Below are 11,905 nucleotides of genomic sequence, written 5' to 3' on the forward strand. Positions count from 1 at the left end.
CACAGGCCTGGCGGAGGGTCGGCAGCCGGACGGTACCGGTCAGGACACCGTTGTCAGCGCGGACGGGCGATCCCCCACCGATGGCGCCAATCACGCGGAGAACCTGACATGCTGTACGCGTAACCGAGGAACAGGCAGGCAGGCGTGACCGAGCAAGGCAAGCAAGGCAAGGGCCAGCTGGGGTATCGGCTTGGCCGGCTCTGGGCCGCGGCCGAGCTCCGCAGGGTCCCGCTGCGGACCATTATCACGGCCATCTTGGTAGTCACCGTCTTCTTCCTGGCCGGCAAGGTGATCTACCGGCTGAGGACCGTGCTGCTGCTGCTGCTCGTCGCCGGGTTCCTCGCGCTGATACTGAACCCCCTGGTCGGGGTGACCCAGCGGTACCTGGTGAAGCGGCGCGGATACGCGGTCACCGTGGTGGGCGTCCTCATGGTGCTGGTGTTCTCCGGGCTGTCCGTCGCGTTCGGATACCCGCTCGTCAACGGGATCACCCACCTGGCGAACAATCTGCCGACCTACGTATCGCAGGCGGAACACGGCCAGTACTGGTACGGCAGGCTCGTTCAGCACTACCACGTGCAGCAGTGGGTGCAGCAGAACTCGTCGAAGCTGGTGACGTTCGGGCAGAACCTCTCCTCACCGGCGCTCGCCGTCGGCAAGGGCGCGCTGTCGCTGGTCATCGAACTCCTCACCATCTTCATCCTGGTGCTGATGCTGCTGCTCGAAGGGCCGAAGCTGCGGCGCGGCCTGCTTTCGCTGCTCTCTCCCGGGCAGGCGGAGGAGGTGCAGGCGGTCGCGTCCGAGGTGAACCGCTCGGTCGTCGGTTACATGGTCGGCAACTTCCTGACCTCGATCATCTGCGGCCTCGTCGTCCTCGTCGACCTCGCCGTGCTCGGCGTGCCGTTCCCCCTGCTGTGGGCGCTGTGGGTCGCGCTCGTCGACTTCCTGCCGATGATCGGCGGCGCCCTGGCGGGCATCCCCGTCGTGCTGTTCGCCCTGTTCGCCAACGGCCTCACCGCGGGCATCATCACGCTGGTGGTCTTCCTGGTCTACACGCAGCTTGAGAACCACATACTCAACCCGGTCATCATGTCCAAGACGGTGCGCATCTCGCCGCTGCTTGTGCTTGTCGCCGTGCTGGTCGCCGCCTCACTCGGCGACTGGCTCGGCGGCCTGTTCGGCGGTTTCGTCGCGGCGCTGCTCGCCATCCCGGCAGCTGGCGCGTTCCAGGTGATCGTCCGCGAGGCGTGGCGGCTCACCGCCCCGCCATCGGAGGCGGACGCGGAGGAGTCGGACATCGTCAAATCCTCGGGCGATGCCGCCAAGGAGGCGAGGGAAATCGCCCAGCAGGGAGTCGAGGACGATGGCGGGGACGCTGCCCAGTCCGGAGAGCCGGCCAGGCACGGCGCGCACGCCGCCCAAGGCCCCTCCTGACGGGGTCGGCGCGCTCAGCGAAGCGGCCGCCTACCCAGCCCAGCGGCCGTAGTGCATCACGTCACTGAGGTCGCGCCGCCGGGACCGCAGATCGCGCTTGTCCGCCTCGCCGTCGTAGCCGATCGCGATCGCGCCGATCGGCTCCTGATCGTCGGGCACGCCGAACGCCGCGCGGAACGGCGCCACCGCCTCGGGCACGATGCCGAAGTACACCGCGCCGAGACCCTCGTCCACCGAGGTCTGCAGGATCAGCAGGCCCGCCATCCCGGTGTCGATGTGCCAGAACGGCACCGGCCAGCGGGCCTCGTCCGTATCCGTCCAGCCCTTGTCTGGCTGGGCGTAGCGCTCGAGGTAGACCCGCTTGCACGACATCGGGACGATCACCAGGGGGGCCGTCTGCGACGACTCGGCGACCGCCGCCCCGGCCACCGACCAGAACCGCTTCCTGTCCGCCTCGTCGGTCAGCACGAGGAACGACTGTCCCTGCGAGAACCCGGCCGACGGACCCCGCACCGCGTTTCCGAGTATCCGGTCGAGCGACTCCTGCGGCACCGGCTCGGCGGTGAACGTCCGCACCATTCGCCGCCGCCGCACTACCTCCTGGAACTCCATAGCGATCACCCTAACCAGGCGCGACGTGGCTATCGGCATCGGGATGTAGCAGACTTGGCGGCATGGCAGCAGAATCCGACGCCTGCGCGGTCGCCCACGGCGCGTCCCCGTCTCCCGTTCCCCAGGCTTCCGTGTCACAGGCTTCCGCGTCTCAGGCTTCCGTGTCACAGGCTTCCGTGTCACAGGCTTCCGCGTCACAGGCTTCCGCGGCCGCGCCGCAGGCGGGCGGCGAGTCCGCGCAGCGCGCGCTGGTGGCCGTGTTCGCCTCGCCCGTCTCCGGATACCTGCTGAGATACGCCGCCGACGCCGGGTTCCGCACCCTCCTCGTGGAGCCGGACGCCGGCCGGGCGGAGGCCGCCCGGATGGCGGGCTTCCCGGTTCTCACGGCCATGCCCGAGGACCTCGACGACGCGGACGTGGTGGTCACCGACCACCACCGGGACGAACTCGGCGTGCTGCTGCGCGACGCCCTCGCCACCAAGGCCCGCTGGGTCGGCATCATGGGCAACCCGCGGCACGCGGGGCCGCACGTCGCCGCCCTCACCGACCTCGGCGTCGACGCGGCGGACATCGCCCGGGTGCACCGCCCCATCGGGCTCAACATCGGCTCCCGCATCCCGCCGGAGATCGCCATCTCCACCCTCGCGGGCCTGCTCGCCGACCGCAACTCCCGCCCCGGCGGCTTCGCCTTCTAAAACCCGTCATCCCGAACGGTTGCGGCTTACTCTGCCCAGCACCCGCGCCGCGTACGTGCGTGCGCTACGCCGGGCGGATTTCGCCGGCCAGGTGCTCGGCTTCCCGGGGAGAGACGGCCGGGCCGGTCACGTCGTACATGACGCCGTGCAGGATGAACTGCACCCGGCGCTGTCGCGTGCCGCCAGGTTCCCCCTGCCGGCGACGCGCCCGGCGTTAGCGGAGGCGGGAGCAGGCCTCGTCGAGGCGGGCGGTCCAGGCCCGCGCCTCGGGTGAGCCTGGGGGCTCGCCTGTCATGCTGAGCAGGCCCTGGACGATGACGGCCGGCAGGACGTGGTGCAGGCCGTGGGCCGGGCCGTAGGCGTCGATCACCTCGTCCCAGCGGCCGGGGTCCGTCGAGGAGGTGAGCAGCCACGCCAGGTCGAGCAGGCCGGGCGCCGCCGACACGTCCTCCCAGTCGAGCAGGGCCACCTCGCCGGCCGGGCCGGTACGCATGTTCCGCGCCTGGGCGTCGCCGTGGATGATCGTCAGCGGTCCGGCGTCCAGGATCGCGCGTTCCGCGTCGGTGACCCGTCCCACCAGCGCCTCGCTGAACGCGGCGACGGGACGCGGCAGGTCGCCGCGCTGCACCAGATGCGGCCAGGTCCGCGCGTACAGCTCTTCCACCAGGTCGATGGCGGCGCCGATCGGCCGCAGCCACGGCCAGCGGACCGGGCCCGCGCCCGACCAGCGATGGTGCATGCCGGACAGCACGCGAGCCGCCCTCGCGGGATCGGCGCCCGGCGTCCACGCGGACAGGTCCTCGAGGACGAGCAGCGTGCCCTCGGCGGTGTCCTCGGCCGTATAGCAGGCGGGCACCCGCACGCCGAGCAACGGCGCGATTTCACGGTAGAAGCGGACCTCGCCGGTGAACATGCCGAGCACGGCTGGGATCGACCCGGGTGCGGCGGGCGGACGGCGCTTCACGAAAGGAGGCACGGCGACCCACCTTACTGCCCGAGGACCACCCGCGGTGGCGGTGGAGCAGAGCCCCAGCGCTGCCATTCGCGCGGATAGCCAACGGAGACCTCCTCGAAGCGCACGCCGTCGTGCCGCGTGCCGCGCGGGATGTGCAGGTGACCGTACACGCAGGCCAGCACGCCCTCACGGGTGTGCCAGCCGTCGGTGAGCGTGGTCCCGCACCACGGCGCGAACTCCGGGTGCCGCAGCGCCGCAAGCGGCCCGGGCGACAGCGGCCAGTGGCTGACGAGCACGACGGGCCCGGTGACCCCGGCCAGCCGCCGATCCGTCGCCGCCACCCGGTCCGCGCACCACGCGGCGAGTGACGGGTACGGGTCGGCGTGCAGGCGTCCCTCGTCCATGGGGGTGATCCCGGCCCGCCGCGCGGCGGCGAGCGCCGCCACTCTCGCGTCATCGGCCGCACCGCCGCCGGCGCCGCCGTCCCCCGTCGTGGCGTCGCCGGACGCGAACGAGTAGTCGTACAGCGTGAACAACGGGGCGACCGTCACCGGGCCGTCCGGTCCCGGCCAGCGGGGGAAGTCGTCCTCCGGGGTCAGCACCCCGAACTTGCGGCACACGGTGACGAGGGCGTCGTACCTGGCGGCGCCGCGCAGCGCGACCCGGTCGCCGGGCAGCGTCCACAGTTCGTGGTTGCCAGGCGTCCAGATCACCCGCGCGAACCGGTTGGCAAGCGAGGCGAGCACGAACCCGACGTCGGCGAACGACTCGCCGACGTCGCCCGCGACGATCAGCCAGTCGTCGGGATGCTCGGGCGCGAGCGAGTCCGCGTACGCGCGGTTCTCCGGGTACCCGATGTGCAGGTCGCTGACCGCGAGCAGCCGTCCCGGCATCAGCGGCCGCGGCGGGGGATGCCCGCGTTCACCGGGTCGGCGCTAACAGGGCCGGCGTTCAAAGGGCCGTCTTCTGCTGCCACGCGTCGAGCACCGACGGGTCGCCGAACACGGCCAGCCGCTCGTTCGAGGCGGGCATGCGCCCGTAGGCGACGAGCAACAGGTCAGTCACGGCGCCGCGGACCGCCACGGTGGCCTTCTCGTGCCCGCGCGACCAGGAGATCCCGCTGGTGTCGCCGGTGAACCTGATCAGCCACTCGCCGTCGTGATCGGTCGCGTGCAGGTGGACAGAAGCTCCGGCGGGCAGCGACGACAGGTGCTTGAACGGCCGCCGCGCGGACGGCAGGTTGAACAGGAACTCGTCGATGCCGTCGGCGGCGACGACGGGGTCGATGACCGGGCCGACACCAAGCGCGAGTTCGGCGTCTGCCCGGTGCACCGTCGTCTCGTGCAGCATCCGGCGCGCCCACCAGCCGGAGGTCCGACCGGGCCCCCAGGACCAGACCGGGGTCAGCGGTCCCGCCGAGCGAAGCGCGGCGAGCAGCGGGCGCGCGCCAGACGTCAGCCACTGCGCCCAGCCATCGGCTGACGCCCAGGGCGAGTCGGCCTCGGGGAACGGCACCCGCGCGGTCGCCCGGGTCTCGACGATGGTCGTGGCCCAGCGGTGCACGTCACCCGTGTGCTGGGCCAGGTCAGCGAATGTCCAGCCCGGACAGCTCGGCACGTCCGACGCGATGTCGGGTGCGCCCGCGATGACCTCGGCGAGGGCCGCGATCTCGTTCTCGGCGCGCTGGCAGAACCCTTCGTGATCAAGCACCACGTCAGGCTACAGCGCGCCGCGGACGGTCGGCGCCGCGCCGCGGGCGCGCGGAACCGGCGGGAATGCCGGTCAGCCGTAGAACCTGGCGAGCGACTCCAGCACGCAGACCGGCTTGTCCGACCCCTCGCGCTCGATCACCCCGGCGACCGTCAGCTGGAGGCCGCCCTTGACCTCCTCGACGTCGAGCAGCGTGGCAGTGAGCCTGATGCGGGCGCCGACGGGCACCGGAGCGGGGAAGCGCACCTTGTTGAGCCCGTAGTTCACCCCCATCTTGACGTCGGTGACGGTGAGAATCTGCCCCCACATCGGGATGAACAGCGACAGGGTGAGGAACCCGTGCCCGATCGGGCCGCCGAACGGGGACTCGGCGGTGGCCCGCTCCGGGTCCACGTGGATCCACTGGTGGTCGTCGGTCGCGTCGGCGAACGTGTTCACCCGGTCCTGAGTGACCTCGAACCAGTCGCTGACCCCGAGCACCGAACCCTTCAGCGCGGGAAGCTCCGCCAGCGTTGTCGTCGTGCTGCTGCTCATCTCGTTCTCCTCCATCCGCACGGGCCGGCTCCAGGGGCATACCCGCCAGGCCGGCGGTGGACCCGCCGGTCCCCGCGCTGCGCATGGCAGACGTTATCAGGAACCCTGATCGTTGCCTACCCGCAGGTAACCGGTACGCCGCACGGCGAGCACGGCGTGTCACCGAGTGCGGACCCGGGAAGAATATCCGCTACGGGGATGGACGGCTGGTTTGCCGGATTGTGATCGAGATATGGAATGCACCCTCCGGTTAGCTGGTTGTGCTGGCTGAGGGCGGTTGTCGCCGCTCACCTGGATCTCATATGCGCACGGAATTTCCCGCCGAGAGATTCCTTCGGCACAGGGGGCTCATTCTCACCGCGGCAGGCGGCGCTGTGGTGGAGGGTGGCTTGCTCACGCTCCTCGCCCCCAGCGCCAGGTCCGTCGCGCCGCAGGTCACCGCGCCGCCGTCGCTCGCCGCCTATCACGACCTGCGGTGGATGTTCGCCGGCGGCCTGTCCTGGCTATGGTTCGTCGGCCTGCTCGTCCTTGTCCTGGCCGCGCGGTCCGCGCTTGACGTGGCGCTGCTGCGACTGGCCTGGCCGCGCGGCGTGCCAGGACCGCGGACCGGCACGGCATTCGTCTCGTGCGCCGCGCTGACCCTCCTTGCCTGGGTGCTGCTGCTGCCAGCGGCCACCCTGGCGCTGAGCGCCGCGGTGCTCCCGTTCTCCTGGCCCTTCCTCGCGGCGTTCCCGATCATGCTCGGCATCGTCGCCGCACTCAGCCACGGCGGCGTGATGTCCTCGTGGTGGCGGCGGCTGCCCGCGGCGAGCGCCGTCGGCTGGCTGATGTACAGCTTCGCCGCGGCGACCGCCGCCGCGGCGGTGATCGCGTACCTGCCCGCAGGTGGCGCGCTTGTCATCGTCGGCCTGGCCGGCCTGGTCAACGCCAGGGCCTGGTACGGCCTGGCCGGCCTCGCCGCCCGGGTGCAGCCGCGCGCTCACGAGTCGGTGCCCGCGCGGCTGCTGTTCAGCCTGCCCTTCGCGCCGGTCGCGGCGGTGACCGTGGTCGCCATCGTGGTCGGCGTCGCCCGCCTCATGTTCACCGGCACGATACAGCTGCCGATCAGCCCCGCGCAGGGCGTCGCGGTCAGCGCGGCACTGTCCGGGCAGGAAACGGGGCAGCGGGCCCGGTCGTCCTCACCCGGCACGGTGGCCGGGACGGACGGCGATGCGGTCCTCGTGGTCGGCGGCTGGGGATCGTGGTGCTGTGACGCCGCCAACAGCCTGCACGCCGCGCTGCCGGGGGTGCCTGTGCGCCAGTTCTCCTACCTGGGCCTCGGCCCGAACGGAAAGCCGCGCCCCGGCGGCGGGTCCGCCGACGACCTGCCGCTCCCGGCTCTCGGTGATCGGATCGCCGCGCAGGTCGGCGCGCTGCACGCGGTGACGGGTCGGCCGGTCGACGTGGTCGCGGAGAGTGAGGGCACGCTCGGCGTCTACGCGATGCTCGCCCGCCATCGCCATCTGCCGGTCGCCGCCGTGGCACTGCTCAGCCCGATCGTCAGTCCCGGTCAGCTCAGCTATCAGGGACCGGACGGCGCCTCCGTCTCGCAGGAAGCACTGGAGGAGCTGAACCGCGTGGTCGGCGGCATGTCGCCATACGGCCCGAGCGGCGCCAAGCAGCTGCTCGCCTCGGTCAGCGAGTACGGCGCCAGGTACTTCGAGGACGTCGTCGCCGGCGCGCACCCGTCGCTCCGCTGGCTCGCCGTGATCCCGCTCGCGGACGCGGTGACGCTCCCCGACTGCGCCCTGCCGGCCGATGTGGTCGTGGTGAACGCACTCCACGGCGGCCTACTCGGCGACCCGGCGGTGTTCCCGATGGTCCGTGCCTTCGTGTCCGGGCAGCAGGTCACCGCCGCGGACGACGGCAGCCTCCGCAAGGCCGCCGAGTTGATCGACGGCGCGGCCGCCGCCTGGCGGATGCCGGACACCCGCGCCGCCTGCCCGATGCCCGCCAGCTGACGAGCCGCGCGCGGCAGCGCCGGCGGGGGCGGAAGTGCCGCGGGCCCGGAAGTGGTACGAGCCCAGAAGTGCTGCAGGCCCAGAAGTGCTGCAGGCGCAGTGCGCCGGTGCTATCGTTGGCCACGATGAAGACGTTTCCTGACCTTCAGTGGTGGCGCCGCCCGTAGGCGGTGTCCGCTGCTGTTGTCATAGCGACCGCCCGGAGACGGCGGTCGCTTTTTGTTTCTCCCGCCGGTGCCGGGCCAGACCGACAGATGAGGCCCAACGGTGGACACCAGCACCATGACGACCGGCGGCGGCGTGACGATCACCCGCAGCGCCGAGGCATTTGATCCTGCCGAGCTGACCCGGATCGCCGAGCTCGTCGACCGCCGCCGCGGCGGCGTGCTCAGCTCTGGCATGGAGTATCCAGGCCGGTACAGCCGCTGGCACCTCGCGTACGCTGACCCGCCGCTTGAGATCGCCTGTCGGGGCAGGCTGGTGACCGCACGGGCGCTCAACGAGCGCGGCCTGGTGCTGATGCCGGCGATCCGCGAGGCGATGCTGCGGGCCGGCGTGGGCCAGTCGGCGGCGCCGGACTCGGTGGCCGTCTACGTGCCGGAGGGGGAGGGCACCTTCACCGAGGAGGAGCGGTCGCGGCGGCCCACCGTATTCAGCGTGCTGCGGGAGATCACCGCCGCGTTCGCCTGCCCGGACGCGCACCTGGGGCTGTATGGGGCGTTCGGGTACGACCTGGCGTTCCAGTTCGAGCCGGTGCGCCTGACGATCGACAGAGACGACGACCAGCGCGACCTGGTGCTGCACCTGCCTGACCAGATCTGGGCCATTGACCTGCGTCGCGAGGAGGCGATCAGGTACTCCTATGACTTCGATGTCGCCGGGAAGTCCACCGCGGGCCTGGCCAGGGACACCGAACCGACCCCGGCGCCCGCGCCGGGCGCGGGCACGCTGCCGCCGCAGCCGGCCCCCGGCCGGTACGCGGCGGTCGTGGAGCAGGCCAAGGAGCGCTTCAAGTGCGGTGACCTCTTCGAGGTCGTGCCAGGTCACGTGTTCCACGAGCAGTGCGCGTCGCCGTCCCGGTTCTACGAGCGGCTGCGGGAGCGGAACCCGGCGCCGTTCGAGTTCCTGTTCAACCTGGGTGACGGCGAGTACCTGGTCGGCGCCTCACCGGAGATGTACGTGCGGGTCAACGGCGACCGGGTGGAGACCTGCCCGATCTCCGGGACCATCGCCCGCGGCGCGGACCCGCTCGAGGACGCGGCCAACATCGCACGGCTCCTCGGGTCGGCCAAGGAGGAGTCGGAGCTGACCATGTGCACCGACGTAGACCGCAACGACAAGTCCCGCGTCTGCGTCCCTGGCAGCGTGCGGGTCATCGGCAGGCGTCAGATCGAGATGTACAGCCGCTTGATCCACACCGTCGACCACATCGAAGGCAGGCTGAGACCCGGCTTCGACGCACTCGACGCGTTCCTCACCCACATGTGGGCGGTGACGGTGACCGGCGCGCCGAAGACCTGGGCCATGCAGTTCATCGAGGACAACGAGGAGACCAGGCGCCGCTGGTACGGCGGCGCGGTCGGCGCGATCGGCTTCAACGGCTCGATGAACACCGGCCTGACCCTGCGCACCGCCCGGATCCGCGACGGCATCGCCGCGGTGCGGGTCGGCGCGACCCTGCTGTACGACTCGGACCCGGAGTCCGAGGAGCGGGAGACCCACATCAAGGCCCGCGCCCTGCTGGAAACCCTGCGCGAGGTGGAGGAGGCCCGCCTGGCGGCCGAGCGCGCCATCACCGGCCCCGGAGAGGCCGAGATCGCGGCGTCCGGTTCGGCCGACTACGCCGCCGGCCCTGGCTCCGGTGGCACTGGTTCCGGGGGCACTGGGCCCGCGCCGCGCAGGCTGCGCGTGCTGCTCGTGGACCACCAGGACTCGTTCGTGCACACCCTGGCGGACTACTTCCGCCAGCATGACGCCGACGTGACCACGCTGCGGTCCGGCTTCCACGCGGCGCTGCTCGACGAGATCGCCCCGGACCTGGTCGTATTGTCGCCGGGGCCGGGGCGGCCTGCCGATTTCGGCTGCGACGCCCTGCTGTCCGAGCTCGACTGCAGGCGGCTGCCCGCCTTCGGCGTCTGCCTCGGCCTGCAGGCGATGGTCGAGCACGCCGGCGGTGAGCTGTCGCTGCTGCCCGAGCCGCAGCACGGCAAGCCGGGCCTGATCCAGGTACGCGACGACTGCGCGAGCGCCCTGTTCACCGGGTTGCCCGCCGGGTTCACCGCGGCCCGCTACCACTCCCTGTACGCGAAGGAGGCGGACGTCAAGGGTGGCTTCACAGTCACCGCCACCACGCCGGACGGCGTTGTCATGGCGATCGAGGACGAGGCGGCGGGCCGCTGGGCGGTCCAGTTCCACCCGGAGTCGATCCTCACCGCGGCCGGCCGCTCGGGCCACCGGATCATCGCCAACGTCCTCGGGCACGTCCGTGCCAGGGCGGCTGCCCTGCCTGACTTACGCAGCCTGACCTGCGCAGCCTGACCTGCGCAGCCTGAACGAGGCCGGCTGACCTCGGCTGCCTGGCCTACCAGGCAGTCGAGGGCTCGGAGATGTTGCCGACGCTTGGGTAGTGGAACAGGCCCGACCAGGGCAACTGCCGCAGGCGTCCGTTCGGGGCGCGCAGGAACAGCTGCGCGCCCTGGTTCTTCATGGTCATCCCGGCGGCGATGACGCTATCGCCGTGCGGGCTGACCCACAGGATGTTGGGGAAGTCGGTGCTGGTCAGCAGGCAGCAGATGGTGTGCTGGTTCCATGCGTCGGTCAGCTTCCCGGTCCGCGCGGAGAAGGTCCAGATGCCGACCGAGGTGGCGCCCGCCATGTTGACGGGGAAGGCGGCCGTGCCCGAGCAGAGCACTGTCCGCCCGTCGCTGGCCGGAACGGGGGCGCCGGTGCACCCGTTGGGCGCGTGGGGGCCGCCGAAGGTCGGCGTCGAGGTGGGCGCGGGGAACGTCAGCGGCACCGTCGTGCCGGCCGTCGCCAGCGCGCCGGCCGGGCGGGCGGTGTCCAGCCAGAACACCGAGCTGTGACCGCGGATCGCCGTGGCGGTGCCCCGGTCGGTGATGCCGATGGCGAGGGTGCGGGCGTCGCCGAGCCAGTTCAGCGAGAAGGCCCAGGTGGCGGGGGCGGCGCCGGCCGCGGACAGCTCGGTCCAGGTCTTGGCGGTGTCGCCGGCCGTGGAGCCGCCGCCGACCGGGTAGACGCGGACCTGGTAGCCGGCCGCGGTGATGATCAGCAGCGCGAGGCGGCGGCCGTCGGGTGAGAGCGTGACGGCGGCCAGCTGGCCGGCGCTCGCGGACCCGGCCACGGCCAGCGGCGAGCGGTCGGTGATGAGCCCGCTCGCGAGCATGGCCGGCGCGGGAAGCCGGGTCACCGTCACACGCCTCGAGGTCGAGTGGAAGGCGAGCAGGAACAGCGTGACCGGCTGGGCGCTGTTGTCCAGCCGCACCGGGTGCCCGCGCTGCGCCCCGGCGATCCACCGGTCGGGCTCGCCGGTCCCCGCCACGAACGCGAACGTCGCATAGGGGCGCGGCGGGCTGACCGTGGCGAGCACCGCCGCCGTGCCCGTCTTCCTGATGGTCACGTCCCGCGGGCCTGCGAAGCCGGGTCCGGACGCCGGGGTGGTCTGGGCGTAGGCCGACCACACGCCGGACGACGGATCGGGATCGGAGTAGCTGACGGCCACCGGGCTGGACAGCGAGGGCGGGCCGCCGGGCAGCAGCGTGAGCACCGTCATGCACAGCCCGGCGAACACCGCGAACGCCAAAACGAGCGGCAGCCACGGCCGCGCCCCTCGCAGGAAGGCGTTCACGCCTGTAAGACGATTAGAGTGCGTCATTTCGTTGCATCATCGCCGGGGAATTTTAGCGCCGATTCTGCCGCCGCGTGTCCGGGCCGCCACGGCGTGCGTT

The 11,905-nt window shown here is 71.8% G+C and carries 10 protein-coding genes; 4 read left to right on the top strand and 6 right to left on the bottom strand.

Translation table 11 applies throughout. The annotated features are described in order from the left end of the window. The first annotated feature begins 144 nt into the window (after nucleotides 1–144). Nucleotides 145–1,434 (top strand): AI-2E family transporter, encoded by a 1,290-nt coding sequence (locus tag EAS64_RS37335; RefSeq protein WP_145861005.1) that lies wholly within the window; start codon nucleotides 145–147, stop codon nucleotides 1,432–1,434. A gap of 30 nt (nucleotides 1,435–1,464) precedes the next feature. Here the strand turns inward: EAS64_RS37335 and EAS64_RS37340 are convergent, their stop codons facing one another. Continuing rightward, nucleotides 1,465–2,046: a nitroreductase family protein gene (locus tag EAS64_RS37340; RefSeq protein ID WP_145861007.1), complete on the bottom strand. Its 582-nt coding sequence runs from the start codon at nucleotides 2,044–2,046 to the stop codon at nucleotides 1,465–1,467. A 176-nt stretch (nucleotides 2,047–2,222) separates the two neighbouring features. Here EAS64_RS37340 and EAS64_RS37345 point away from each other — a divergent pair, with 176 nt between their 5' ends. Continuing rightward, entirely contained in the window at nucleotides 2,223–2,741 is a 519-nt protein-coding gene (locus tag EAS64_RS37345) for an XdhC family protein (RefSeq protein WP_246116065.1), read from the top strand. Nucleotides 2,742–2,955: 214 nt separating this feature from the next. On the opposite strand, the gene EAS64_RS37350 is transcribed toward EAS64_RS37345, so the two are convergent. The 4 genes from EAS64_RS37350 to EAS64_RS37365 all read right to left on the bottom strand — a co-directional run bounded on the left by EAS64_RS37350 (nucleotide 2,956) and on the right by EAS64_RS37365 (nucleotide 5,940). Then, complete coding sequence (locus tag EAS64_RS37350; RefSeq protein WP_187366459.1) at nucleotides 2,956–3,717, bottom strand: phosphotransferase family protein; 762 nt, start codon at nucleotides 3,715–3,717, stop codon at nucleotides 2,956–2,958. Between the two features lie 11 nt (nucleotides 3,718–3,728). Next, nucleotides 3,729–4,589: a metallophosphoesterase family protein gene (locus EAS64_RS37355; RefSeq protein ID WP_145861011.1), complete on the bottom strand. Its 861-nt coding sequence runs from the start codon at nucleotides 4,587–4,589 to the stop codon at nucleotides 3,729–3,731. 58 nt (nucleotides 4,590–4,647) lie between these two features. Continuing rightward, nucleotides 4,648–5,406: a maleylpyruvate isomerase family mycothiol-dependent enzyme gene (locus EAS64_RS37360; RefSeq protein WP_187366460.1), complete on the bottom strand. Its 759-nt coding sequence runs from the start codon at nucleotides 5,404–5,406 to the stop codon at nucleotides 4,648–4,650. Between the two features lie 72 nt (nucleotides 5,407–5,478). Next, entirely contained in the window at nucleotides 5,479–5,940 is a 462-nt protein-coding gene (locus EAS64_RS37365; protein ID WP_145861014.1) for a MaoC family dehydratase, read from the bottom strand. Between the two features lie 389 nt (nucleotides 5,941–6,329). Between EAS64_RS37365 and EAS64_RS37370 the strand changes: the two genes are divergently transcribed. Beyond that, nucleotides 6,330–7,940, top strand: a complete 1,611-nt coding sequence (locus tag EAS64_RS37370; protein ID WP_145861016.1) for a hypothetical protein — start codon at nucleotides 6,330–6,332, stop codon at nucleotides 7,938–7,940. A 267-nt stretch (nucleotides 7,941–8,207) separates the two neighbouring features. Beyond that, a complete protein-coding gene (locus tag EAS64_RS37375; protein ID WP_145861018.1) occupies nucleotides 8,208–10,478 on the top strand; it encodes an anthranilate synthase component I in 2,271 nt (756 codons plus the stop codon). Between the two features lie 43 nt (nucleotides 10,479–10,521). Here the strand turns inward: EAS64_RS37375 and EAS64_RS37380 are convergent, their stop codons facing one another. Beyond that, on the bottom strand, nucleotides 10,522–11,805 hold the full coding sequence (locus tag EAS64_RS37380; protein ID WP_145861020.1) for a hypothetical protein: 1,284 nt from the start codon (nucleotides 11,803–11,805) through the stop codon (nucleotides 10,522–10,524). Nucleotides 11,806–11,905: the final 100 nt, after the last annotated feature.

This window comes from Trebonia kvetii (assembly GCF_007827045.1).
Classification (GTDB): Bacteria; Actinomycetota; Actinomycetes; order Streptosporangiales; family Streptosporangiaceae; genus Trebonia; species Trebonia kvetii.